We start from the raw sequence: 24,620 nt of genomic DNA on the forward strand, positions 1-24,620 counted from the left end.
CCGAATGTATAACCAGCTTCCGGCTGTCATACAAGGCCATGGGGACTTGGGGATCAAAAGGCTCTGACGCCGCAGCGGTTGGCACTGCTTTGGGCTGATTTTGGGTTTGGAACTGAGTTTGAACGCGTATTTGAACCTGAGCCGCACCACTGCCTGTCATACTTCCAGTCATAGTGTCGTTCATAGTACCGGTCATAGAACCGGTAATAGTGCCCGCCATATTGCCCAGCATAGCCAGGCGGTAACGCTGATATTGCAGCAATAGCTGTGGAAACCAGACTCCCATCCATACCTGGGGCATCTCAGATAGCCTCTTGACTCTGAGCAGTATGGCTTTGAGCGGCTTGGCTCTGTGCCGTTTGAGAATTGGCCGGTTGCGGATTAGCGCTTGGGAAAAGCCCCGCGGGCTTATTTGACTCTTGCCGTGCCGTCCAGGGATTAGCCGCGCATTCATTGGATGCAGCAATCCTTGACTGCGCCATCCCCCAAGGACCATGAAGCACAGTGCTATGAAAACCAGAGTTGTGAAGACCAGTGCTATGAAAACCAGTGCCATGTAAACCAGAGTCGTGAAGCACAGGGCCATTGGCCTTGCGGCCGGAATGGTTTGGCTCAATTAAATCTGTTGAGTTACTTAAACTATGATTGAGACCCGCCTTGCCGCTTCTCAGGGTTACCACGCCCGGCTCGACATGGGGCAGTTCAAGCGCCAGTGCCGGCAAGCCACGCAGATGCAATTCAGGGACGGGCCAACCACCGCGACGCTTTAAAATTTGCAGCCTGGCGGTATTAACGCCAGCCGCGCTGATAGCCAGCTTTAGGGTAACAGGATGATTACTATCGGCCTGAGCCATAGGCAACTGGCAAATTCCCAGCGCTTTGCCCTGCTCTGCGGCAAGTTGCAACCTTCTGGCCTCACTCAGTGTCAGCTTGTCCAGCCAAGCCAGCACCAAAGAACAGGCGCCGCTGCTCAACCCTTGCTCCATGGCCCAGAGCACCTCTTTACGCTGGGTTAATTCCAGCCACAAAATACGCTCGGCGGCAATACCGTGCTGGGCAAAGCTCTGTGCCAGCGGCTGCAGTGGCGGCGCTATCAGCATTATCATGGTATCTCTGGACTCATCCCCTCTAAATTGATTTCTTTTGGACTGATTTTTTGCGGACTGACTTGTTGTCGAATGATTTATTTCGGAATGATTTCTTTCGGAATAAGAGCCACACTGAGCCGGCAGTAAATAACGCATCAAAGGCAGCAACAGGCTGAGTTCCCCGTGCCCAGGAGATTGGCTGAAGAGTTCACAAATACCCTGCCTTGGCCACCCTGCATCACTGAGCTGCGCATCCAATGCTTCAAAACCACTGGGATACCCCAATGTTTTGTTCTGACTGCCCGGCCCCAACCAGAGATCCCGGCGCTCCAGCAGGCTGTTCAAGGCCTGAGATTTTGCTGAATTAGATTTTACAGAGTGAGTTTTGGCTGAAACAGGCATGAAAAACACCGATACTGTATTTTTATACAGTATAACTAACTTTAGCCAACTGACAAGTCGTGCTGGCGCCAAAGCCTTAACCCGATATAGAATAAATGAGAATGATTATCGAAACATATTCTCGACTTCAGCGAATAATTCAGGAGCGTGCCTTGCTGCCCTTTTCCGGCCTGTTTTCCCAACTCCAATGGCGACTGTTTGGCTATTTTGGTGTGTCATTACTGCTTATCCTGCTGCTCGCCAGTGGTATTGAAGCCATGTTGCTAAACCGCCTGTTACTGCTGCCCCAGCAGACCCAAAGCCAGTTACAGCAACTGGCCGATGAGGCCAACGACTATATCGTCAGGGGCGATATTACGGGACTTGCGGATTGGGAGGGACGGCAGGCATTTGTACTCTATGTGCTGGATAGCGAGCAGCAGGCGGTGAGTCAGCGGGAAATGCACCCGCACTTTGTTTACAAACTCAATTTCCTCAAGCAGTTGCAGCAGCCTATGGGGGACAGGGTGCAAAAACCTTTGATAGGCCTGCCACTACGCAATAGCTTGGAGCCGGATAATCCCCTGCTCTTGGTGGTGCAACTCAACGCCTCTTTACATCCGGCGCAGCAACTGGATAAAAGCCTCTGGCTTATCCGTATCCTGGTAGGGCTACTGGTGCTCTTGTTGTTCAGTCGTCTGTTGAGCCGCTATCTGATCCAGCCACTGAGTTTATTGCGCAGTGCCACCCGTCAGCTGGCACAGGGTCAACTCGATACCCGGATTGCCGGCCATTTTTCACTAAAGCAGCCGGAGTTTTTCCAGTTGGCGACCGACTTTGACCATATGGCCGAGCAGCTGCAAAAAAGCATTCAAACCCAGCAGCGGTTACTGAGGGATGTCTCCCACGAACTGCGCACTCCTCTTGCCCGGCAGGAGCTGGCCTTACACCTGTTGGAAAATCGCTTGGGGGAGGAACATCAACAACCGCTTGCCAGGCTAAGACGCCAGGGCGAAGAGATGGCGCAATTGATCAACACCATTTTAGACTTCAGCCGCCTGAGCAACGGCTTCATCAAGCTGACGGCAGCGCCTTTTACCCTAACAGAATTACGCCGCTCACTGCTGCAGGATCTGGAGTTTGAGTCTGGCCCCAAGCAAAGCATAGTCTGGGCACAGGCCCCCATTGATGAGCAAACTTTGCATACCGATATGGCCTACTTGAAGCGGGCGCTGGAAAATGTCTGTCGCAATGCCCTCAAATATGCCGGTGAAACCTGCCGGGTGGAAATCCAGGTATCTCAGTTGGGTGACGACAAATTAGGTGATAGCAGGCTGCAGCTGAGTGTCAGCGATGATGGCCCCGGGATCCCCAAGGAGCAACTGGAAGCCTTGTTCAACCCTTTCACCCGTTTGGATGAAGCGCGTCACAGCTCTCAGGGAGGTTATGGGCTGGGATTGGCGATTGTGCGCCAGTGTATGCAGCTCCTGGGCGGCTCGGCCCTAGCGGTCAACCGGCCTCAGGGCGGTTTGAGCATATTGCTTGAGCTGCCGCTGCAACTGCCAAGCTGCAGCGAAGCCCAACTTAAGTCTATCGCTTAAGCGGTAAACTTACGCACCTTCTTCAGTGCCATCTCCTGTTTAAGGCGAGAGAGATGCTCGATAAATACCTTGCCGTGCAGATGATCGATTTCATGTTGCAGCACTATGGCCAGGAAATCATCACTGTGGAGCGTCTGGGCTTGGCCCTGGCGATCCAGATAGCTGACAGTGACCGACTCGAAGCGTTTTACCTTGGAGCGATAACCGGGAATGGACAAGCAGCCCTCTTCACCGATAAATTCGCCGCTGGACTCAGTGATCTGCGGATTGATCAGCACCAGAGGTTGATTGCGCTCTTCTGAGATATCAATGACGACTATTGCGTGTTCACTGCCCACCTGGGTCGCGGCCAAGCCGATACCATCGTCTGTGTGATACATGGTTTGCAACAGATCATCGATGAAAGGCTGCACGGCTTCTATTTCGGTAACAGGCTTGGCTTTACGCTTGAGCCTGGGATCGGGAACCGTCAAAATATCCATAATTGCCATAGGGTTATATTCTCAATTTACTCGACTTGGCGTTCAATGGGCGCCATTATGGCGAAAAAGCATCAAAAGGCAAATCTTGCATGTGCAGCGCAGAGCCGCCATGACACTTTTGCCAAGTGAGTAACCTCCGCTATGGAATGGTATTATAATTTGCGCCAATAGCATCAGGAGCCAAGATGACCCCGGAAACGAGCGCCCCGCCACTAAGTCCAATGCAGAAGATTTGGCACATAGTTGCACTGATCCCCGAAGGTCGGGTGGCAAGCTATGGCAAGATTGCCGACTATGCCGGTTTACCAGGACGGGCACGCTATGTTTCCCGGGCACTGAAACAGGCGCCGGACAGCCTGGCACTGCCCTGGCACAGGGTGATCAACAGTCAGGGGAAAATCTCCTTTGCCAAGGATACCCATCCGTTTCAGCTACAGATGAGCCTGCTGCGCAGCGAAGGCGTACAAGTGAACCAAGGCAGAATTGCCCTGTCTGAATATGAGTGGCGGCCGGACATGGCCACTCTGGTCTTGTCCATGCCGTTTTAACCACAGGAGACTGCCTTTGATCCGTTCACTTCTACTCTTGGTACTGTTACTGCCCTTGTCGCTATGGGCGCAGACCAGCCCCCTGACACCCCACACTGCTGAATATCAGGTCAATTATGGCGAAATCAATCTCGGTGGCGCCCGTTTTATGCTGTTGCCGCCAGAGGGCGACTTCTATCAATACAAATTGGACAGCGATCTCAGCCTGCTGGTGCTGAGCGATAAACGCCATATCCGCAGTGAATTTACCTATCAGGATGGTCAGCTGACGCCGCTGCGCTTCAGCCATCAGCGAACCGGCACAGGCCCCAACTTCAATGAGCAGATAGCCTTTGCCAAGGAGCAGGGCAAAATCTTCAGTCGCTACAAGGATGAAAAGAGCAAGCTGGACTACTCAGGCGCCCTCTACGATGCCCTGATGGTACAGCTGCAGTTTCGGCTGGATCTCGCCGCCGGCAAGGAGCCACTGGCCTATGAGCTGGTCAAGGACAACGAGATAGATGACTATAGTTTCAAGATAGTCGGCAAGGAGCGGATGACACTGGACAGTGGCGTTTATAACACGGTGAAACTGGAAGTGGTCCGCGACAGCAGCAAACGGCAGACCTTTATTTGGATGGCACCGGATCTCGGCTGGCTGCCGGTGCGCCTGACCCATTTCGAGTCAGGCAGCAAGCAGCTCGATATCAAGTTAGCCAAGCTGAGCCTGGGCTCGGAAGTCAATAACCAGCTCGCCAAGACGGAATAATTTCCAATCCCCCGGCGCCAATAGCTGCCAGTTTTCATTGCCGGTCAGCGGCCGGGTGGCTATGACAGTGACCACATCCTTAGGGGTGGTCTGGGTGTCGAAATCAATCACCACATCCGTGTCTATCAGCTGCGCCCGGCCAAAGGGCGCCCGGCGGGTGATGTAGCAAAGGTTATTGCTGCAATAACTCATCAAATAACGGCCATCGCTGAGGATCATATTAAACACCCCTAGAGTGCGGATCTCCTCGGCAAGCTGGGCGACATATTCAAACACGGGCAAAATATCATCCGGCTCGGATTCACCGAAACGCTCGGCCAGGCGGCTCATTATCCAGCAAAAGGCCTGCTCACTGTCTGTATCACCTACGGCCTGAAAGCGGCCGCTTTGAAACTTCTGTTCATAGTCAGACAACTGGCCGTTGTGGGCATAGGTCCAGTAGCGCCCCCAAAGCTCGCGGGTAAAGGGGTGGGTATTTTCCAACGAGACTTCACCGCGGTTGGCCTGCCGAATATGGCTGACCACCACTTCACTCTTGATCGGGTATGACTTGATAAGGCTTGCCACATGGGACTGGCTGCTGGGGCTGGCATCCTTGAAGGTGCGACTGCCCTTGCCTTCATAAAAGGTGATCCCCCAACCATCCACATGGGGCCCGGTCACCCCGCCTCGCTCCGCCAGCCCGGTAAAGCTGAAGACAATATCCGTTGGCACATTGGCACTCATCGCCAGCAGCTCACACATCTTGGTTTTTCCTGTCACTGAATCTGTTATTTCATTATCTGCGGCATTGTAGCCAAGCCTTGTCGGCAGGGGAATTATTGCTTGCAATAAAAAATTTAAACAATTGTTTGAAAAATGCTTGTATTCGATTTCGCTTAGGTTTAATTTTATTGCGACACAGGTCTGACCACATACTATAATTGTGATCTTGATCGCTCTCAAGCGAGGCGTTCTACACTGAATAAAGTGGTCGTTTTATTAAGGAGAACAAACAGTGACTACCCTACTATGGATCCTGGCATTGCTCTTGGTTTTAGGAGCAGCAGCGTACCTCAGAGTATCCCTGCTGACTGCAACCATAGCCGCCGCAGTGGTCATGGCAGCAGGCAGCCTGCTGGATGTAACTGGACTGATTAGCTGGATAATTTTCCTGGTTATTGCCCTGCCGCTGAACCTGAGTGCCTTCAGGCAGAGTGTGATAACCCGGCCATTACTTAAACTCTATCGCGGCATCATGCCGGAGATGTCTTCCACCGAAAAAGAGGCGATTGAAGCCGGTACTACCTGGTGGGAAGCCGATCTCTTCGCCGGTAATCCCAACTGGAAGAAGCTGCACAACTATCCGGTTGCCCGTCTGAGCGCCGAAGAGCATGCCTTCCTGGAAGGACCTGTGGAGGAGGTCTGCCGCATGGTTAACCAGCATATGGTTTCCCATCAATTGGCGGACTTGCCTGCCGAAGTATGGCAATTCCTCAAAGATAAAGGCTTCTTTGCGATGATCATCAAGAAGAAGTACGGTGGTCTGGAATTCTCTGCCTACGCCCAATCCCGGGTACTGCAAAAACTGGCCGGTGTCAGCAGTGAATTGGCCTCGACCGTAGGTGTGCCCAACTCACTGGGCCCGGGTGAGCTGCTGCAGCACTATGGTACCCCGGAGCAGCAGGATCACTACCTGCCCCGCCTGGCCAAAGGTTTGGAAGTTCCCTGCTTTGCCCTGACCAGTCCTGAGGCCGGCTCAGATGCCGGCGCCATTCCGGATTTCGGTGTAGTCTGCAAAGGCCAATGGCAAGGTGAAGAAGTGCTGGGGATGAAACTGACCTGGAACAAGCGCTATATCACCCTGGCACCTGTTGCCACAGTTTTGGGGTTGGCATTCAAGCTTAAAGATCCCGAGCATCTGCTTGGCGATAAGGAAGAGCTGGGCATTACCTGCGCCCTGATCCCAACCGATGTTGAAGGTGTGGAAACCGGCCGTCGCCACTTCCCGCTCAACTGTATGTTCCAAAATGGTCCAACCCGAGGCAAAGAGGTGTTTGTCCCTCTGAGCTTTATCATAGGTGGCCCGAAAATGGCGGGACAAGGCTGGCGCATGCTGGTGGAATGCCTGTCGGTTGGCCGCGGCATCACCCTGCCCTCCAACTCAGCCGGTGGCGTTAAAACCGCGGCTTTGGCAACCGGTGCCTATGCCCGCATTCGTCGTCAGTTCAAGCTGCCAATAGGTAAGCTGGAAGGCATTGAAGAGCCTATGGCGCGTATCGGCGGTAACGCCTATCTGATGGACGCTGTAACCTCCTTGACCACCACAGGTATTGATCTGGGTGAAAAGCCTTCCGTCATCTCGGCGATAGTCAAATATCACCTGACCGACAGAATGCAGAAATGCGTTATCGACGCCATGGATATTCACGGTGGTAAAGGGGTATGTCTTGGCCCCAACAACTATCTGGGACGCGGATATCAAGCGGCACCTATCGCCATTACGGTTGAAGGGGCCAACATTCTGACCCGCTCCATGATCATCTATGGTCAAGGTGCCATTCGCTGCCATCCATATGTGCTGGCAGAGATGGAGTCGGCCTTTGATACCGACGTAAACCGCGGCCTGAATAACTTTGATGCGGCGCTGTTTGGCCATATCGGCTTTACCACAAGTAACCTTATCCGCAGCCTGTGGATGGGCCTCACCGGCAGTCGCTTCTCCAATGCGCCTTTTGCCGACAAGACCAAGCGTTACTATCAGCATATGAACCGCTTCAGTGCCAACCTGGCCTTGCTGTCGGATCTGGCGATGGCGACCTTAGGGGGTAACCTCAAACGTAAAGAGCGGATCTCTGCTCGCCTGGGTGACTTGCTCAGCCAGTTGTATCTGGCATCAGCAACCCTCAAGCGTTATCAGGATGAAGGCCGTCAAAGTGAAGATCTGCCACTGGTACAGTGGGCGGTTGAAGACGCGCTCTACAAGCTGCAGTCTTCTCTGGATGAGCTGCTGGATAACTTCCCTGCTGGCCTCGGCGGCGTGCTGCGCCTGGTGTTGTTCCCCTTCGGTCGACCACTGAAGCGCCCAAGTGATGTGTTGGACCACAAGGTAGCCAAGATAATGCAGACCCCTTGTGCCAGCCGTGACCGTCTGGGTAAGGGACAATTCTGGGAAGCCTGCGACAATAATGCCGTAGGTATTCAGGAACAGACCTTCAAAGACATACTGGCGGCAGAGCCCTTGTATGACAAAGTCTGTAAGGCTGCCGGCAAACGTCTGCCCTTCATGTGGCTGGATAAAGTGGCCGCAGAAGGCAAGGCGCTGGGTGTTCTGAGCGATGCAGAAGTGGCCCTGCTGGAGCGCGCTGAAATCGGCCGAATGAAGTCCATCAACGTGGATGACTTTGACCCCGCCGAACTCAAGGCTCAGAGCCTGGAGCCGGAAAACCGCGAAGAACAAGCCGCTTAAGACTGTCGATAATATCACTGGAAACACAAAATGCCGTTCACAATTGTGGACGGCATTTTTATTGTCCTTCCCAACCTTCACTTCAATAGTTGGTCTTCATTCAAGATAACTAGCATCAAAACTTAAAGAATAAATGGGGACATAGTTAACCCAGGTGTAAAAAGCAGTCTGCACAGCATTAAAATAGGTAAAACAATCAGATGATTGGCCCCGTATTCAGAAGTTAACAGTAGATCTCATTCCCAAGAAAATGACGCCTTTATGCTTGTCGTATAGATAGCGTTTTCTCTGTTAGCAAAACATCCTATTAAAAACGGCTATTAACCGTCGCTGATATCAAATTTTTACTTATAGACACAAAAAATCCGACAACCTGAAGTCGTCGGATTTGGCTCTTTGTGGTTCAAGTCAGCATCTGTGGCTATAAACTGTATATGTCGCTGCAACATATAACCAAGCTTGTGCCATGTTTCCCTGTTCTACTTGGTCCAGCGGTCCATCCAGCCCAGCACCTTGGCGTACCACTGCTCAAGGTTATTGGGATTCAGGATCCAGTGGTTCTCGTCCGGATAGATCAGCAGCTCCGAAGGGATATTGTTGCGCTGCATATAGCTGAACGCCGCCAAACCCTGACCGTAAGGAACCCGAAAGTCTTTCTCACCGTGGATCACCAGCATAGGAGTCTTCCAATTTTCCACATAGTTGGCCGGATTGAACTTCTCATAAAGATCCTTGGCCTGCTCATAGCTGCCGCCAAACTCATGTTCTGGGAACCAGAGTTCCTCGGTCACATGGTACATGGAGCGCATATCGAACAAGCCCGCGTGGTTAACCAGGCACTTGAAACCGTCATTCCAGTTACCCTGGATCCAGTTCATCATGTAACCGCCGTAGGAGCCGCCGAGGGCGCAGGCGTTATCGGCATCGATCCACTTCTGCTGTTTGGCAACCGCAGCCAGACCTTTTTGCAAATCTTCCAAAGGCTTACCGCCCCAATCCAGGCTGATGGAATCGGTAAAGGCCTGACCATAGCCGGTAGAGCCGTGGAAATCCACCATCACCACCGCATATCCGGCACCGGCCCACAGCTGAGGATTCCAGCGGAAGCTGAAACTGTTGCCGAATGAACCTTGTGGGCCGCCGTGTACCAGGAAGGCCACCGGATACTGCTTGCCTTTCTGGAAATTCGCCGGCTTGAGCCAGTAACCATAAACCTCTTCGTTGTTCCAGCCCTTGAAGCTGAACTGCTCAAACTCACCGAACTTGACCTTGTCCAGCTTGGCCTTGTTGACTTCAGTCAAACGGGTCAGGTTTTGCCCTTCCATGTTGATGGAGTAGAGATCGCCCGGTTCCACCAAAGACTTATGATTGATGATCAAACGATCGCCCGCCAGACCCACCAGGCTGTTGCTGCCATCGTTGTAAATAGTGCGCACATCACCAAACTGGGTGTTGATGGCGAAGACAGACACCTGCCCCAGATCCTGAGCGGTCACATACAGGGTGTTGTTATCTTTACCAAAGCTCAGTGAGGCTGGGCTTCTGTCCCACATAGGCGCCACTTCCTTGCTCTGACCCGTGACTGTGTCTTTGAGCATGATGCGGTATCTGTCGGCCTCGAACCCAGGCTTTTTCATCGCCAGATAGGCCAGATAACGGCCATCGGCGGAAAACACCGGCTGAGCATCCCAGGCCTGGTTATCTTCGGTAAGATTCTTGGCCTTGCCACCTGTGACCGGCACCTGCCAGAGATCGTAGTTGGTAGTCCAGGCCTGATCTTTACTCGGAGCCTTGGCACTGTAGACAATATATTTGCCATCCGGGCTGAATGTCACCTCTTCCATGCCGGAAAATGGCTTTGGCGGGGTTTCGGTATCCAGGCCTTGGGTCACATCCACCGGCTTACCCAGCTTGCCGTTTTCAAGCTGCGCCACAAACAGGTGATTACGGGCATGGTCAGACCAAGTGTCCCAGTGACGCACCATCAACTGATCGTATTCACGACCTGTACTCTTGCGCTCGGCTTCTTTATCAAACTTGGCTTTTGAACATTCCAGGGTGTCGCACTCGGGAAACACACGAATGCTCATCACCACCTGCTTGCCATCGGCCGATAATTTGTAGCCGTCGATACCCAGAGGCAGATCAGATACGGCCTGGGCTTCACCACCATCCAACGGCAAGCGATACAGTTGGCTGCTGCCATCACGGGCAGCGATAAAATAGACTTGCTTATCGTCGCTGCTGAAGGCCACATCGTGTTCGGTACCCGGTGCAGAAGTCAGCTGCTTGGGAGTCGCATTCTTGTCGCTGAGATCCAACAGATAGAGATCTGAGCTGCTGCCATCATCGGTAACCTTTTTCAGGCCGTAGATAAGCTTGGTGCCGTCATTGGATACAGCGGCAGAATGAAGTTTGTTGAGCTTGACCAGATCCTGGACAGTAAAAGGGGCCTTATCGGCAGCCAGCGCCGGCTGAGCCAGTCCTGCGGCGAGCAGCGCCATCAATAGTGGGTTGGTTTTCATTATAAATCTTCTTATTGGTTGTTGATTGCAATGCAAAAGGGGCCAATAGGCCCCTCAAGGTTCAGCTTAAGCCTTGGCGTTCTGGATATTCACCTTCCAGATTGCCGGGCCGGTTTCGTGCGCATTCACCCCGTTGGAGTCAACCGCTACAGTAACAGGCATATCCTTGACGTCAAACTCATAGATAGCTTCCATCCCGAGATCTTCAAACGCCACCACACGGGATTGCTTAATCGCCTTGGACACCAGATAAGCGGCGCCGCCGACGGCCATCAAGTATACCGCCTTGTGCTTGCGGATAGATTCGACTGTGGCCGGACCACGTTCTGCCTTGCCTATCATGCCCATCAACCCTGTCTTATCCAGCATGAGATCGGTGAACTTATCCATACGGGTAGCGGTTGTCGGACCGGCCGGGCCAACCACTTCATCACCTACGGGGTCGACCGGACCTACGTAATAGATGAATTTACCAGTGAAATCAACCCCTTCAGGCAAGCCTTCACCGCTTTCAATCAGGCTCTGGATCCGTTTGTGAGCCGCGTCACGGCCGGTGAGCATCTTACCCGAGAGCAGCAGAGTATCGCCGCTGTTCCAGCTTTCAATCTCTTCCTGGGTAACGGTATCGAGATTGACCCGGCGCACGCTTTCACCCACTTCCCAGGTGATTTCCGGCCAGTCATCAAGGCTTGGCGGAGTCAGCTCGGCAGGGCCGCTGCCGTCAAGATGGAAATGCACATGGCGGGTGGCGGCGCAGTTAGGGATCATCACCACAGGCTTGGAGGCGGCGTGGGTTGGCGCTGTCTTGATTTTAACGTCCAGTACAGTAGTCAAACCGCCCAGGCCCTGGGCACCAATGCCTAAGTTATTGGCGCGCTCGAAGATATCCAAACGCAGCTTCTCTTCCGTGGTTTCGGCGCCGCGTTCCATCAGTTCATGAATATCCACGCTCTCCATCAAGGCTTCCTTGGCAAGCACAGCGGCTTTCTCGGCGGTGCCGCCAATGCCGATTCCCAGCATACCCGGTGGACACCAGCCGGCGCCCATGGTTGGCAGTGTCTTCTCAACCCAGGCGGCGATATCGTCAGACGGATTGAGCATCACCATCTTGGCCTTGTTTTCACTGCCGCCGCCCTTGGCGGCAATGGCCACTTCGATATGATCGCCGGGAACCATCTGAATATGCACCACAGAAGGCGTGTTATCGCGGGTGTTTTTACGGCTGCCGGCCGGGTCGGCCACAATTGAAGCCCGCAGCGGGTTATCAGGATTGGTGTAAGCGCGGCGCACGCCTTCATCCACCATCTGCTGCACTGTCATATCTGTCTTGTCCCACTGCACGCCCATCCCCAGATAGACATAACAGGTCACAATGCCGGTATCCTGACACAAGGGTCTGTGCCCTTCGGCAGACATGCGCGAGTTGATCAAAATCTGGGCAATCGCATCCTTGGCAGCCTGGCTCTGCTCACGCTCATAGGCGGCAGCCATGGCATCGATAAAATCTTTCGGATGGTAATAGGAGATATATTGCAGGGCATCAGTGATGCTGTCGATAAAGTCAGCTTGCTTGATTACAGACATGTTTGGCGCTCCATTAGCCTAAGGATCCGCCCCTTCAGCTCAGGATCAACGCTCAACAGAGATTCAAGCCAAAGCCTTGAATTTCAGGCTCCGCTTGCCGGTTTTGCGACACAAAAATGCTCAAAACGATAGCAAAGCCGTGATACAACGCGTTTTCACCAAGGGCCAGGGGTGGTTTTATTAGTTTTTTGTGGCCGTTATGATACTCTTTCGTTCCTTTTTGGGCTACATCACATTTTCAGATAGGGTCGTTCGATGTACCAGCAGGCTATTTGCCCTCCCGCCATTCGCCTTCTTGACTGGCAATTATCAACCTTAGAGCTGTTTTCCCACTTCAGCGGTGAGCCTTGGGCCATGCTGCTGGATTCGGCCGATGCCAAACACTCTGACGCCAGATACGACATCATAGTCGCCGAGCCGATAGCCACGCTAGTCACCACAGGTGAAACCACCCAAATCGCTGAGGCAGGCAGCGTACGACGCTCAAGTGACGATCCTTTTGCCTTGCTGCAACAACTGCTGCAACAGTATTTTCCCAACGCCATGCCGGTCAATCTGCCTTTCAGCGGCGGCGCTGTGGGCGCCTTCAGCTACGATCTTGGCCGCAGACTGGAAAAACTGCCGAAACTGGCCGCAGCCGATATCGCTCTGCCGGAGATGAATGTCGGCCTCTATAACTGGGCCCTTATTCGAGATAAGGAATCAGCGTGCTGGCAGTTGGTGCACTACCGCGGTGAAAAGGCGCTGATTGACACCCTGTCGCGGCTGACGTCCAAAGTCGCAAACAGTCCCAATAAGCACCTTGACCAGAAAGCGTTCCGGCTCAGTGGTGAGTGGCGCTCGCAACTTAGCCGCGAGCAATATGGCGACAAGTTTGCCCAAGTGCAGCAATATCTTCACAGCGGCGATTGCTATCAAATCAATCTGACCCAAAGATTCCAGGCCGACTATCAAGGCGATGAATGGCAAGCCTATCGTAAGCTAAGACAAGCCAACGGCGCGCCCTTCTCTGCCTTTATTCGCCTGGAGCACAACTGCATCCTGTCCATCTCACCCGAGCGTTTTATTGCCCTGGATTCCAATCGCCATATTGAAACCAAGCCCATCAAGGGCACCCTGCCCCGCAGTGCCGATGAACAGCAAGACAGGCAGCTTGCCAAACAGCTGGCGGAGTCGGAAAAGGACAGAGCCGAAAACCTGATGATAGTGGACTTGCTGCGCAACGATATCGGTAAGGTTGCCAGCCCAGGCAGTGTGGCCGTGCCGCATCTGTTTGCCATAGAAAGCTTTCCGGCGGTGCACCATCTGGTCAGTACAGTGACTGCCGAACTGGCACCGGGTTATCAGGCCACAGACTTGCTGCGGGCCGCCTTCCCCGGCGGCTCAATCACAGGCGCGCCCAAAATCCGCGCCATGGAAATTATCGAAGAGCTGGAACCCAGTCGCCGCTCACTCTACTGCGGCTCCATCGGCTATCTGAGTCAGGATGGCAAAATGGACAGCAGCATCACCATTCGAACCCTAGTTGCCGATTCCGGACAACTCTATTGCTGGGCCGGCGGCGGGATAGTAGCCGACTCAGACGTGGATGCCGAATACCAGGAAACCTATGATAAAGTGAGTCGAATACTGCCGCTATTGACCCCTGAGCCAGACTCGCCTTAGCCTTAAGCTTGCCATTTAAGCTTGATGATAGTTCTTTGCGAAGACAGGACAGTAATGGCTTGGGTTATTGATTACTTCAATTTACTTCAAGGACGCTATGGATAAAGACGAGCTACTGACCCGTTTTCAACTCAGGGCCCTGAGTCGATACCATTCAAGTCCTTTGCTCCCGGCCAAACTCAGGGCCGCGGCGGTACTTATCGCGCTGGAGCCGGGTTTGCAGGGGCCGGAACTTATCCTGACCCAGAGACCGAAGCATCTTAAGGCTCATCCAGGTCAAGTGAGCTTTCCCGGCGGCAAACCGGAAGCCGAAGATCAGAACCTTATCATGACAGCCCTCAGAGAAGCTGAAGAAGAGATAGGCTTGGCGCCGGATAATGTCGAAATCATAGGTCAACTGCCCAATCATCCCACCTTTACCGGCTTTGAGATCACCCCTGTGCTTGGCTGGGTAAAGTCACCCTTTGAGGCCCAAATTGACCCGGCCGAAGTGCAGGAGCTATTTCGGGTGCCGCTGGCGTTTTTACTGGAAGAGGAAAATCGTCACACGGCTATGTTCGAGCGCCGCGGCCATTTCTACCCTGTCACCTTTATTCCCTATCGCAGGCACTTTATCTGGGGCGCCACCGCGGCGATTATCGATATGCTTTGTCGACAACTGCGCTGACAGCACAGCATAAAGGCAGTTAGGGAAGACTTTGACAGGCCCCGGCATGCCTTCAGTCAGATGCCTTGAATGCCAATTGCTGTGTAAGCCACTCTCTACAAAAGAGAAGGCCGCGAGGACTTATTCGCACCTTCCTTAGATGAAGAAACGCAGATACAAGCCAGCGGCGGTGGATGAGAGCAGCAAAAGTGGAATATTGAACCAATAACCCAAGCGGCTGTGATGAGCCACATACCAGTTGAAAGCCAGACTAATGAAACTGATGGCAGCGCAAGCCCAGATGATATATTCCAATAGCATGGTCTGCTGAGGGTCCCAGTACAAACGCACCGGCGCCCCTTTGCTGAAGAAATAGCCTACGGCCCTATCGGGCCGCGCTTTATCAAATATCAGCAGGGCGTAAATCGCCAGTGACCAACCAATAATCGACAGGCTCGCCAACAGATATTGAAAGATTTTGACCTTTTTCATCCAAACTCCTTCCGTCTGAAGGGGGATATTGTCCCCAGAATACCTTTTTCAGCTTGAGAAAAGCCACCAGCAAGGTAATATTAACCTCCAAATTTTTTCCTGTGTCATCAATATAGTCAGGGATTTGCCTGATTTCTGCTCTCGAACTATTTTCGGGGCGAATTGAAGCATAAAACGTTTCATTGGAGAACTAAGCAATAATGAGCATTGCATCTGTCGCATCTGTATTTAAAGGCGAGCATGCGGTCGGTTCACAGGTCACTGTACGTGGCTGGGTAAGAACCCGTCGTGATTCCAAGGCCGGCATCTCGTTTCTTGCCGTCTATGATGGTTCCTGTTTCGATCCTATCCAGGGCGTGGTGCCAAATAGCTTACCCAATTACAATGACGAAGTGCTGAAGCTCACTGCCGGCTGCTCCGTGATTGTCACAGGTGAAGTGGTTGAAAGCCCAGGCTCAGGCCAGGACTTTGAACTGCAGGTCACCCAAGTGGAAGTCACAGGTTGGGTGGAAGATCCTGATACCTATCCTATGGCGGCCAAACGTCACTCGGTTGAACACCTGAGGGAACTGGCGCACCTGCGTCCACGTACCAACATCATTGGCGCGGTTGCCCGAGTACGTAACTGCCTGTCACAGGCGATTCACCGCTTCTATCACGAAAACGGCTTTATCTGGGTTTCTACCCCACTTATCACCGCCTCCGACTGTGAAGGCGCCGGTGAAATGTTCCGGGTATCAACGCTGGACATGGAAAACCTGCCACGTACCGCCGATGGCAAGGTAAATTACGAAGAAGACTTTTTCGGTAAAGAGGCATTTTTGACCGTATCGGGTCAGCTCAACGGTGAAACCTACGCCTGTGCCCTGTCGAAGATTTACACCTTTGGCCCAACTTTCCGTGCTGAAAACTCCAACACCAGCCGCCACTTGGCCGAGTTCTGGATGGTTGAGCCGGAAGTGGCTTTTGCCGATCTGAACGACATTGCCGGTCTCGCCGAAGCTATGCTCAAGTACGCCTTCAAGGCGGTGCTGGAAGAGCGAATGGACGACCTGCAGTTCTTTGCCCAGCGCGTCGATAAAGGCGTGATTGAGCGCCTGGAAAACTTTGTCAGCAGTGACTTTGCCCAGGTGGACTACACAGATGCCGTTGAGATCCTCAAAAACTGCGGCAAGCAGTTTGAGTATGATGTCGAATGGGGCATAGATCTGCAATCCGAGCACGAGCGTTATCTGGCCGAAGTGCACTTCAAGGCTCCTGTGGTCGTGAAGAACTATCCAAAAGATATCAAGGCCTTCTATATGCGTCTCAACGAAGATGGCAAGACAGTGGCAGCGATGGACGTATTGGCCCCCGGCATTGGTGAAATTATCGGTGGTTCACAGCGTGAAGAACGTCTGGACGTACTGGATATGCGCCTGGCCGAGATGAATCTCAACAAGGAAGATTACTGGTGGTATAGAGATCTGCGTCGTTACGGCACTGTGCCTCACTCAGGCTTCGGTCTGGGCTTCGAGCGTCTGGTGTCTTACGTTACCGGTGTTTCCAACATCCGCGATGTAATCCCCTTCCCTCGCGCCCCAAGAAGCGCCAACTTCTAACGAGTTCTTATCCAAAAAAACGCGCTTCCGGGCGCGTTTTTTATTGGCTGGATATCAAGTTTAGCTACGTATTTTACACCGGCTTAAAGGGCTGTACTCTGTCGCAAACCGCGCCGAGCAAAGGTTTGTCGTGGGAGATCACCAGTAGGGTCAACTGCCTGTCACGGGCTATCTGCAACAGTTGCTGCCAAAGCCTTTGCTGACTCAGCATATCGAGCTGGGCCGTGATTTCATCACAGATAAGCAGCCGGGTTTCCGGCGCCACAGCCCTTAAAATATTGAGCCTCTGCAGCTCACCGCCGGAAAGGCCGCCGGGGCGTGATGCCAACCAGCGCCTGAATTCAGACTCGGCCACGCCGAGCATGGGCAAGAGATGAGCATAATCACGCCCCTGCCAACTCTCATTCAAGGATTGCGCCAGGGTCAATCTGGGGTTGAACGCCTGCTCCGGCTGCTGAATAACCCACTGAATGGGTGAAGGGCGGCCGCCAACCTGCTTGAGCACCTGACTGCACTCAAGCTTTCCCGCCGTAAGCGGCATCAAGCCTGTGAGTATCGCGGCCATGGTGGACTTGCCGCAGCCACTGTCACCCCAGATCCCGAGAATTTCGGCGCGATTAATAGCGATATCAGGCAGCTCAATCACCTTGCTGCCCCGGTAAGCCAAGCCACCACTGAGTGAAAGCAGCGGCGATAAGGATTCAGAAGGCAAAGGCGCGCTTTCAAGCGCCAAGGCAGAGCCGGATTGAGCCGGCTTTTTTTGCAAAGAATTTAGACTCATGCACGCCTCCGACAAGGCGAGTTGCTGAAACTATCCAGACTGTCACCATGGGGCTTTTGTTGACCAGCTGGTTGACTAGCGGGTTCGCCAACGGGTTGACTGGCAGCTTGATTATCGAGCCGGCTATTGAGGTGACTCTTGGGCCCGCTCTTTGGTTCAGCATCAGCCAAGCGACAGCTGCCGGCAGGCCAGTTTTCCGGCAACGCCGCCAGCAAGGTGTGGCTATAGCAGCCGTCACTCTCATATTCATCTCCCGGCTTATGCCCGGCAATACTCGTTCGCAGACTGGCGCTATCCGTCACCTCGGTGAGCCGACCGCGGCGCAGCAGATACAGCTCGGCATCCAAGGCCAGCACAGCCCTGAGGTTATGACTGATAACCAGTACCGCCTTGGGGCTGGCGTCTAAACCCAGCCGCTGCTGCAAGGCGCCGCTGGCAAAGTCGTTGAGTAAGGCGTAAAGCTCAGTGGCGGCAAGCTCATCCAGACCGCAACAAGGCTCATCGGCCAGCAATAGTTCCGGCGCTTGCAATAGGGCCTGCGCCAGTAATACCCGCCGGGCCATACCGCCGGAGAGCATGGGAGGATAAGCCGCCAAGATCTCCGCTGTGATACCCAGCTCGTCATACAGAGCCTGCCGGTAAGGACGCATGGCATCATCACAGTACCAGTCAAGCAATTCGCTTATCTTAATGTTGGCGTCCAGCACCTGGGTACTCTGAGCGCAAAGCGCCGTCTTTTGCGGCCGCATCAAACCAGCGCATTGCATGACTATCCCCTTTGGCAAACAGCCCATGATAGCCAGCGCCAGCAAGCTCTTACCGGCGCCGCTCTCACCCAGCACTGCAGTAACCTGTCCTGGAACCACCTCAATATTGAGCCCATCCAGCAAGGTTCTGCCACTACTATCCTTAAGCGTTAAATCTGTCACTTGGGTATGAATGGCGACGACGGGTTTAACATCGCTTGAGGAAAGTAAATCACCTTTAGATCTCAAGACATTGGTGCCCGGTAACTTAGGCGCAGCCATACCGTCTCTGGCAAACTGGATCAGATTTTCGGCAAGCTTAGACAACAGCAAAACAAAGCTCAGCAGCAAGATCCCGGGAAACAGCGCCAGCCACCATTGGCCAAGCAACAGATAGCGATTGGCCTCAGCCAGCAGTTCGCCTATGGAGGGCGCGTTGCTGTCGAGGCCAAAACCAAGAAAGCTCAGCGCCGCGACATGAAGCAAGGCGTGCGGAAACAAGTTGAGCCCGCCAATCAGCCACTGCGGCATGATATGAGGCCATAAGTGGCGCATGCGGGTGCTTAACCTGGAGCCGCCAAACCCCAGCGCCAGACTGACATAGGACTGAGCCAGGATTTCATCCATTTCCAGTAAGAGTAAACGGGTCAGTCTCGGCCAATGACTCAAAGCCAGGGCCGCAATCACCCCATATTCCTGTCCACCAAAGGCCAGCGCCAGCAAGATCAGCAGCAACAGATGTGGCAGTGACATACAGAGATCGCAACCGAGTAATACAGCTTGACGCCACCTGGAGCCGGTTTGCGCCAGCAAGGCCAGCAGCAGTGCCAGCGAACTGCTGAGCAGTACCGCCAGCGCGCCTATCCACAGACTTTTGAGCATGGCCGCGCCGCTACGCTCGGCCATATCACGCCCAAGCCAATCCGTCCCCATGGGATGAGCCCAGGATGGCCCCTGACTCTTGGCCAGCAGGTTAAGCTCACTGGCATGATTGCCAAATAGCAGGCATAGTGTCGTCAGCAAGAAAAGTCCGCAAACCGGCCAAAACCAGATGGCGACGCGACTGCCATCCTTGGCCTGAAGGCTTTTCAAGCAAAGCGTTAATCCGCCCATCATGCCTGCACTCCAGTGGCATGAGTCGAAAGTCCACTGAGCCTGCCACGCTGCAATCTGGCGCTGATAAGCTCGGCGGCCAGGTTACCGCAAAACACAAACAGCGCCGAAAACAGGGTAATCCCCATCAGCAAGGGCGCATCGTTACCGAGTCCGGCCTTGACCAAGGCGCTACCGAGTCCGGGGAAATTAAACACGGTTTCGGCGAGAATAGAGCCGCCGAACAGCTCGGCAAAAGAAGCAAAGTGCAGCACTATCGCGGGCTTTAGACTATTGGCAAAGATATGCTTCTTGAATACCGCCAGACGACCTTTACCGTGACTTTGGGCATATCCCACATATTCGCTGTGGTAGAGATCCAGCACCTTTTCCCGGGTGTGCAGCACCAAGGGTGAGAGTTGGCTTAGCGTCAGGACAGTCAAGGGCAAAGCGAGGTGCAACAACATACTGCCAAGGCTCTGCTCGGTAAAACTCAGCCCCAGCGGCGCAGCGCAGCACACGGGTGTCCAGGCCAGAGTGACAGAAAACAGGCTTATCATTATCATTGCCAACCAAAATGACGGAATGCTCGAAAGCAGCCAGGCAAAGCGTCTCAGCCAGCGATCGCAGAAACTCCCTTCGGTGATGGCACACAGCAGTCCCAGGCCATAACCGAGCAGCAGAGCCAGTCCCCAGGAGAGCGCCATCAACAGCAAGGATAGCGGCAAGCGCTCGGCAATCACCTCGGAAACGCTCTGGCGAAACACCAGACTCTGACCCATATCGCCACTCAGCAGAGCGGAAAAGTAACTGCTGATCTGCTGCCAGAGTCCAGTGTCCAACCCTAGCTCGCGGATCATCTGGGTGCGCTGGGCATCGGATACCGCCAGCAGATTACCGCCCAGATAGTGAATTAAGGGATCGAGCGGCGACAAGGACAAGAGCACAAAAGCCAGCAAACAAGCAAGCAACAACAGCAGCGCCAGCCGCAGAGACCGCAACAAAGCTCCCCGCCAGCAAACTGACGACCACTTTTGCGCCACTATCGGCTTGTTGGCAGACAACATTGGTTTCATGGACATTGCCAGCGCCACTGGTTGATATTATTGGTGATCGGCCAGCCATGACCGTGAGGTTCCACCAAGGGTTGCCCCAAATCGAGACAAGGGTTGGCGGCATACAGATGCTGCAGATTCACCAACCAACTCCAGGGCACATCCCGGCTTATCTGTTGCTGTGCCTGTTTCCAGAATGCAATCGCACTGTCGACAGAGTCTGCCTCGCGAGCCTTTTCCAGCGCCTTATCGACCAGCGGGTTATCATAATAGCCGGAGTTGAAATAGCCTTTACCGGCATTGCGGCTGTCGTAGACAAGCGCCATCTCATTGGCCGAAAGGCTGCCAAAGCCAAAGAGCACCGGCGCCTGATGCATCACCCGATAGATATTTTCCCAGCTGTCCGCCTTGGGCTCCACCTCGAACCCAGCCATTCTGGCCATCTGGGCACTGGCCAGCGCCAACTGCTCACGTATGCTGTCACCGGCCAGATAGTAGAGCGGGAATGTCAGCCGTTGCCCATTCTTTTCGCGAATGCCGTCCGCTCCCGGTAACCAACCGGCGTTGGCCAAGAGTTCTGACGCTTTGAGTAAACGCTGCTTCATCTGCCAATCGGCCCAATCGGGAACCGCGCCGCCCCATGGCAAGTCATCGGCGATTGACCAGGCCGGTCTTGCGTAGCCCCCCAGCAGATTATCGACCAGTTGCTGGCGGTCGATCACCATATCGAAGGCTTGGCGCACCGCCAATTCACTGGTGACCGGGTTATCTTCCGCCCGCATCGGCCAGGCAATGCCGCGGTTATCGACGCTGGTTTGTGACCACAGGCGATAATTACCCTGCGCCATCAGGGCATCGGCATATCTGGGTGCCAGCGCCGAGAGTTGCAACTGCCCGGTTCTGAGCATGGCAAAGCGGCTGTCTTCGTCGGCAAAGACGATAACCAATTTGTCGAAAAAGGGCTTTTTCAGCAGCGGGTTGTCAGGATCGGCACTCTGATATTTAGGGTTAGCTTCCAGGATCAACTGCTGCCCCTTATCCCAGCGGCGCATTTTATAGGGCCCCGAACCTATGGGATGCTGACCATAATCCGGGCCGTAACTGTCGCTTGGTACTATCGCCAGCTCGGCCAAGGTATCGATAAAACCGATATCTGCCTGCTTGAGGGTGAATTCGACTTGCAGCTCAGACTTTTGTTCCACCTTGACCAAATTGGATAAATCCTGCATACCGGCAGCATTTCTGGCCTGCTCAAAGGTAAAAGCCACATCCTCTGCGTTGAGCGGACTGCCGTCACTGAACAGCAGATTAGGCCTCAGGGTTACTGTCCATTTGAGCCTGTCGGGGCTCAAGGTCCAATCGCTGGCAATATCACCGATAAACTCGCCGCCGCCTGAGCGGCGCAGCAAGGCAGATTGAATGAGCGGATTATTGTAGCGCCCCCAACCTAGGATGGGGTCAAAGCCACCATCGGGCTCCGCACCCAGCACCATGACCAAGGGCTCTGGGGTCGTATTCGCTTTCAACTGGAAAGGCAAAGCTACTGCCAACAGAGTCAGTAACAGCAATCCGGTAGTTGATATTGTCGACTTAGACCCATGTTTTGATTGTGTCAGTTTTTCTGACCTTTGCGGCTTGGACCGGCAAATGGGTTTGCTCTTGGATTTGATATAAGCAGATGAAAGCAACACCTGAAACTCCCGAACCTGGCTAAAATTTTTTAGACTTATTGACGGATATGATGGCGGTTCCGCGGCAAAGTGATACTAACTTGTATGTTGGTTTGCCAAGGAGAAGAGCGCAATTCAAGTTCAGTGCATAACCAGATCATTTGAGCCGAACCCTAACTATTCATATAAGCTAGGGATCCGACCAATGGGTGCAGCAGGAAATGATCAAGCTCTCTTGATTGCTTAAATAGGCTTGTTTATTAAACGCCCACAAGGCATTTTCAGTGTTATGTTCGACCGGAACCTAACGCCACCCGCCGATATTACTTATTTATTTTTAGTAACACTACCCCGATTCCTTTCAGTGTAACAGCACAAAAAACCAACAAAGATAAAAAGTTTGCTATAGATCACACCCAATGAAAATGGAAAAGGACATTTTGTGGCAAAGCTTGTGTAAGCTCTACTAACCAATAGTGTTTTTCTGAAGAAACAGTCATGACAGATGAAACTCAACGTTTTACCGTATCCCTACCCCAATCACTGTTCGAAGAGATAGAAAATGATAGCCGCGAGCGAGGCTATCAATCACGTTCAGAATATATTCGCGATCTGTTTCGCGACAGGATAGTTGATAAGCAATGGAACAACAGCAAAGAGGATGTTGTAGGTGTACTGACCTTGGTTTTCGATCATCATCAGAGAGGTTTGTCGGAAAAGCTGATTGAAATCCAGCACAATCATCTAGTACACGTGCTCTGCAGTACCCATGTCCACATAGACCATCATAAGTGTTTGGAAACCATTATCCTCAAAGGTCAGGCTTTTGAAGTAAATAAGTTGGTCAATCAAATAGCGGTACTGAAAGGGGTTAATCTCGCGCGTTTAAGTCGTGCCGGAATTATCTGATATTGCATAGTGCCCACCATCAAGCACAAACCTGCCGGTATTGCACGCAAAGTCATTGCCATAAGCAGCTATCCCGCTATGGCAATGACCGCATGAGACACAAGTCTAAATGCAAGTAATGATATTAAGTTCCTTGGTAATCCGAGCCTATGTTGATATTCAATAGATAGACGGCATACCTTCCGGGCGGGTACGCAGCACCTTAAGAAACCACATATATTGCTCGGGATAGGCGGTAATCACCTGCTCCACGGCCTTGTTTAATGCAATGGCTTCATTTTCCTTACCTTGCATCGACTCAGGGGCAATCGCCGGCATAACCGTCAAACGAAAACATCTGGCTTGGTCATCATAACCAATTTTCACAGGCATCACCTGGGCGTTACCTGCCTGTGCCAAGCGGCCAACCACTGGCAAGGTGGCCTTGACAGTCCCTAAAAATGGCGCAAATACGCTCTGCTCCGGCCCTAAGTCTTCATCCGGCAGATAGAAGAAACTGTTGCCCTGTTTCAGCTCAGCCAACAAGGCCCGGATCCCGGCTTCACGCATATAGATATTGCCGCCTTGCGAACTACGCATCCGGTTATTGAACCAGTTGAACAATTCATTTCGATGCGCTTTGGCCATAGACACCATGGGCAAGTCCAAATTGAGTCTTAGGCCGGCATACTCTATGCCCCAAACGTGAGGCATGATAAAGATAATCGGCTGCCCGGCTTCACGGGCAGAGGCAATATGCTCTTCTCCCTCAACCTTGACTCTTTTGCGTATATAGGAGCTCGGCATCAAGATAAGCTCAGATTGTGCCAGCAGTGTCATTACAAAAGCTTCGGTGTTGCGTTCCAGCAACTGCTCGATTTCCTGCTCACTCTTATCGGGGAAACAGGCTTTAAGGTTGGCTCTGGCTACACTTATCGGTTTATGAGCGACACGTTTGACCAAACGCGACAACCCACGGGCAATAGGATCTCTAATGAGAGCAGGCAAGAGACCAAACAGAACCAGTACGCCTATCGCCAACCAACTCCCCCAAAACCTGGGGTGCAGCAATGACCAACGGAAGCGCCTATCGAAGTATTTGCCTTTCTTAGGCTTGGAAGGTGTATTTGACAAGGTTTAACCCCTGGGTTTAATCCCAATGCAATGCCAAACCAGGCATTAAAAATGCGACACAGCAGGGTAGAAGCACTTTCTACAGACACAAACAGGGAAGCCACCCACAGGAGCGGCTTCCCTGTTCTAAATTACTGACCGAGCAGTTATTTGCCTTTGTTAGCGGCTTCTACGCGACTCTTCAGTTTCTGTCCCGGACGGAATGTCACCACCCGGCGGGCAGAAATTGGGATATCCTGACCTGTTTTGGGATTCCTTCCCGGTCTTTGATTCTTATCCCTAAGGTCAAAGTTGCCAAAGCCAGATAACTTGACCTGCTCACCATTTTCAAGCGCGGTTCGGATCTCTTCGAAAAACGCTTCAACCATCTCTTTTGCTACCCGCTTGTTAATACCAAGCGTTTCAAAAAGATGCTCTGCCATTTCGGCCTTGGTAAGTGCCATAC

The 24,620-nt window shown here is 53.0% G+C and carries 21 protein-coding genes; 8 read left to right on the forward strand and 13 right to left on the reverse strand.

Annotation, left to right across the window (positions count from 1 at the left end; genetic code table 11):
- Positions 1-301 (reverse strand): hypothetical protein (locus tag RC73_RS14185; protein WP_039035269.1); only part of this gene is annotated, 301 nt, incomplete at its 3' end.
- A 1-nt stretch (position 302) separates the two neighbouring features.
- The gene (locus RC73_RS14190; RefSeq protein ID WP_152608449.1) at positions 303-1,106 is read right to left on the reverse strand and encodes an ImuA family protein; all 804 of its coding nucleotides are present in this window, start codon (positions 1,104-1,106) and stop codon (positions 303-305) included.
- Positions 1,107-1,591: 485 nt separating this feature from the next.
- Between RC73_RS14190 and RC73_RS14195 the strand changes: the two genes are divergently transcribed.
- Entirely contained in the window at positions 1,592-3,070 is a 1,479-nt protein-coding gene (locus tag RC73_RS14195; protein WP_052248206.1) for a sensor histidine kinase, read from the forward strand.
- On the opposite strand, the gene def is transcribed toward RC73_RS14195, so the two are convergent.
- A complete protein-coding gene (gene def, locus RC73_RS14200) occupies positions 3,067-3,561 on the reverse strand; it encodes a peptide deformylase (protein ID WP_039035272.1) in 495 nt (164 codons plus the stop codon). The two genes, RC73_RS14195 and def, sit on opposite strands and share 4 nt — an antisense overlap.
- A gap of 176 nt (positions 3,562-3,737) precedes the next feature.
- On the opposite strand from def, the gene RC73_RS14205 reads away from it, so the two are divergent.
- Together RC73_RS14205 and RC73_RS14210 are read left to right on the forward strand one after the other, a co-directional pair.
- The gene (locus tag RC73_RS14205) at positions 3,738-4,100 is read left to right on the forward strand and encodes an MGMT family protein (protein ID WP_037436559.1); all 363 of its coding nucleotides are present in this window, start codon (positions 3,738-3,740) and stop codon (positions 4,098-4,100) included.
- Between the two features lie 19 nt (positions 4,101-4,119).
- Positions 4,120-4,848, forward strand: a complete 729-nt coding sequence (locus RC73_RS14210) for a DUF3108 domain-containing protein (protein ID WP_405130443.1) — start codon at positions 4,120-4,122, stop codon at positions 4,846-4,848.
- On the opposite strand, the gene RC73_RS14215 is transcribed toward RC73_RS14210, so the two are convergent.
- Positions 4,792-5,592 (reverse strand): class II glutamine amidotransferase, encoded by an 801-nt coding sequence (locus tag RC73_RS14215; protein ID WP_039035273.1) that lies wholly within the window; start codon positions 5,590-5,592, stop codon positions 4,792-4,794. The genes RC73_RS14210 and RC73_RS14215 overlap by 57 nt on opposite strands.
- A gap of 253 nt (positions 5,593-5,845) precedes the next feature.
- On the opposite strand from RC73_RS14215, the gene fadE reads away from it, so the two are divergent.
- Positions 5,846-8,296 carry an acyl-CoA dehydrogenase FadE gene (gene fadE, locus RC73_RS14220; protein WP_039035274.1) on the forward strand — a complete coding sequence of 817 codons (2,451 nt, stop codon included), beginning with the start codon at positions 5,846-5,848 and terminating at the stop codon, positions 8,294-8,296.
- A 479-nt stretch (positions 8,297-8,775) separates the two neighbouring features.
- Here fadE and RC73_RS14225 read toward each other — a convergent pair whose 3' ends face one another.
- Positions 8,776-10,821 carry a dipeptidyl-peptidase 5 gene (locus RC73_RS14225; protein WP_039035275.1) on the reverse strand — a complete coding sequence of 682 codons (2,046 nt, stop codon included), beginning with the start codon at positions 10,819-10,821 and terminating at the stop codon, positions 8,776-8,778.
- Positions 10,822-10,887: 66 nt separating this feature from the next.
- Entirely contained in the window at positions 10,888-12,405 is a 1,518-nt protein-coding gene (locus tag RC73_RS14230; protein ID WP_039035276.1) for a fumarate hydratase, read from the reverse strand.
- 255 nt (positions 12,406-12,660) lie between these two features.
- Here RC73_RS14230 and pabB point away from each other — a divergent pair, with 255 nt between their 5' ends.
- Entirely contained in the window at positions 12,661-14,070 is a 1,410-nt protein-coding gene (gene pabB, locus RC73_RS14235; RefSeq protein WP_039035277.1) for an aminodeoxychorismate synthase component 1, read from the forward strand.
- A gap of 97 nt (positions 14,071-14,167) precedes the next feature.
- A complete protein-coding gene (locus tag RC73_RS14240; RefSeq protein ID WP_039035278.1) occupies positions 14,168-14,737 on the forward strand; it encodes a CoA pyrophosphatase in 570 nt (189 codons plus the stop codon).
- 135 nt (positions 14,738-14,872) lie between these two features.
- On the opposite strand, the gene RC73_RS14245 is transcribed toward RC73_RS14240, so the two are convergent.
- On the reverse strand, positions 14,873-15,208 hold the full coding sequence (locus tag RC73_RS14245) for a hypothetical protein (RefSeq protein WP_039035279.1): 336 nt from the start codon (positions 15,206-15,208) through the stop codon (positions 14,873-14,875).
- 200 nt (positions 15,209-15,408) lie between these two features.
- Between RC73_RS14245 and asnS the strand changes: the two genes are divergently transcribed.
- A complete protein-coding gene (gene asnS / locus RC73_RS14250) occupies positions 15,409-16,809 on the forward strand; it encodes an asparagine--tRNA ligase (protein ID WP_039035280.1) in 1,401 nt (466 codons plus the stop codon).
- A 73-nt stretch (positions 16,810-16,882) separates the two neighbouring features.
- On the opposite strand, the gene RC73_RS14255 is transcribed toward asnS, so the two are convergent.
- Genes RC73_RS14255 through RC73_RS14270 form a run of 4 tightly spaced genes read right to left on the reverse strand, consistent with a single transcriptional unit; the run spans position 16,883 to position 22,009 of the window.
- The gene (locus RC73_RS14255; RefSeq protein WP_233962383.1) at positions 16,883-17,590 is read right to left on the reverse strand and encodes an ATP-binding cassette domain-containing protein; all 708 of its coding nucleotides are present in this window, start codon (positions 17,588-17,590) and stop codon (positions 16,883-16,885) included.
- Positions 17,587-19,452 (reverse strand): ATP-binding cassette domain-containing protein, encoded by a 1,866-nt coding sequence (locus RC73_RS20155; protein WP_082014331.1) that lies wholly within the window; start codon positions 19,450-19,452, stop codon positions 17,587-17,589. The genes RC73_RS14255 and RC73_RS20155 overlap by 4 nt, the downstream gene beginning before the upstream one ends.
- Complete coding sequence (locus tag RC73_RS14265; protein WP_233962382.1) at positions 19,449-20,510, reverse strand: ABC transporter permease; 1,062 nt, start codon at positions 20,508-20,510, stop codon at positions 19,449-19,451. Before RC73_RS14265 ends, RC73_RS20155 begins: the two co-directional genes overlap by 4 nt.
- On the reverse strand, positions 20,501-22,009 hold the full coding sequence (locus tag RC73_RS14270) for an ABC transporter substrate-binding protein (protein ID WP_233962381.1): 1,509 nt from the start codon (positions 22,007-22,009) through the stop codon (positions 20,501-20,503). Before RC73_RS14270 ends, RC73_RS14265 begins: the two co-directional genes overlap by 10 nt.
- Positions 22,010-22,651: 642 nt before the next feature.
- Here RC73_RS14270 and nikR point away from each other — a divergent pair.
- Complete coding sequence (gene nikR, locus RC73_RS14275) at positions 22,652-23,062, forward strand: nickel-responsive transcriptional regulator NikR (RefSeq protein WP_039035281.1); 411 nt, start codon at positions 22,652-22,654, stop codon at positions 23,060-23,062.
- A gap of 159 nt (positions 23,063-23,221) precedes the next feature.
- On the opposite strand, the gene lpxM is transcribed toward nikR, so the two are convergent.
- Together lpxM and ihfA are read right to left on the reverse strand one after the other, a co-directional pair.
- Entirely contained in the window at positions 23,222-24,175 is a 954-nt protein-coding gene (gene lpxM, locus RC73_RS14280; RefSeq protein ID WP_039035282.1) for a lauroyl-Kdo(2)-lipid IV(A) myristoyltransferase, read from the reverse strand.
- Positions 24,176-24,321: 146 nt separating this feature from the next.
- Positions 24,322-24,618 (reverse strand): integration host factor subunit alpha, encoded by a 297-nt coding sequence (ihfA, locus tag RC73_RS14285; protein ID WP_025009628.1) that lies wholly within the window; start codon positions 24,616-24,618, stop codon positions 24,322-24,324.
- Between the last annotated feature and the right edge of the window lie 2 nt (positions 24,619-24,620).

The organism is Shewanella sp. ECSMB14102, assembly GCF_000813075.1.
GTDB lineage: Bacteria > Pseudomonadota > Gammaproteobacteria > Enterobacterales > Shewanellaceae > Shewanella > Shewanella indica.

Bases quoted from the DNA above. Each gene is read 5' to 3' on its own strand.
- RC73_RS14190 (WP_152608449.1), bottom strand. From the start codon at position 1,106: ATGATAATGCTGATAGCGCCGCCACTGCAGCCGCTGGCACAGAGCTTT.
- RC73_RS14225 (WP_039035275.1), bottom strand. From the start codon at position 10,821: ATGAAAACCAACCCACTATTGATGGCGCTGCTCGCCGCAGGACTGGCT.
- RC73_RS20155 (WP_082014331.1), bottom strand. From the start codon at position 19,452: ATGATGGGCGGATTAACGCTTTGCTTGAAAAGCCTTCAGGCCAAGGAT.
- pabB (WP_039035277.1), top strand. From the start codon at position 12,661: ATGTACCAGCAGGCTATTTGCCCTCCCGCCATTCGCCTTCTTGACTGG.
- RC73_RS14230 (WP_039035276.1), bottom strand. From the start codon at position 12,405: ATGTCTGTAATCAAGCAAGCTGACTTTATCGACAGCATCACTGATGCC.
- RC73_RS14265 (WP_233962382.1), bottom strand. From the start codon at position 20,510: ATGTCCATGAAACCAATGTTGTCTGCCAACAAGCCGATAGTGGCGCAA.
- RC73_RS14215 (WP_039035273.1), bottom strand. From the start codon at position 5,592: ATGTGTGAGCTGCTGGCGATGAGTGCCAATGTGCCAACGGATATTGTC.
- nikR (WP_039035281.1), top strand. From the start codon at position 22,652: ATGACAGATGAAACTCAACGTTTTACCGTATCCCTACCCCAATCACTG.
- RC73_RS14255 (WP_233962383.1), bottom strand. From the start codon at position 17,590: ATGAGTCTAAATTCTTTGCAAAAAAAGCCGGCTCAATCCGGCTCTGCC.
- def (WP_039035272.1), bottom strand. From the start codon at position 3,561: ATGGCAATTATGGATATTTTGACGGTTCCCGATCCCAGGCTCAAGCGT.
- RC73_RS14195 (WP_052248206.1), top strand. From the start codon at position 1,592: ATGATTATCGAAACATATTCTCGACTTCAGCGAATAATTCAGGAGCGT.
- asnS (WP_039035280.1), top strand. From the start codon at position 15,409: ATGAGCATTGCATCTGTCGCATCTGTATTTAAAGGCGAGCATGCGGTC.
- RC73_RS14205 (WP_037436559.1), top strand. From the start codon at position 3,738: ATGACCCCGGAAACGAGCGCCCCGCCACTAAGTCCAATGCAGAAGATT.
- RC73_RS14240 (WP_039035278.1), top strand. From the start codon at position 14,168: ATGGATAAAGACGAGCTACTGACCCGTTTTCAACTCAGGGCCCTGAGT.
- ihfA (WP_025009628.1), bottom strand. From the start codon at position 24,618: ATGGCACTTACCAAGGCCGAAATGGCAGAGCATCTTTTTGAAACGCTT.
- RC73_RS14245 (WP_039035279.1), bottom strand. From the start codon at position 15,208: ATGAAAAAGGTCAAAATCTTTCAATATCTGTTGGCGAGCCTGTCGATT.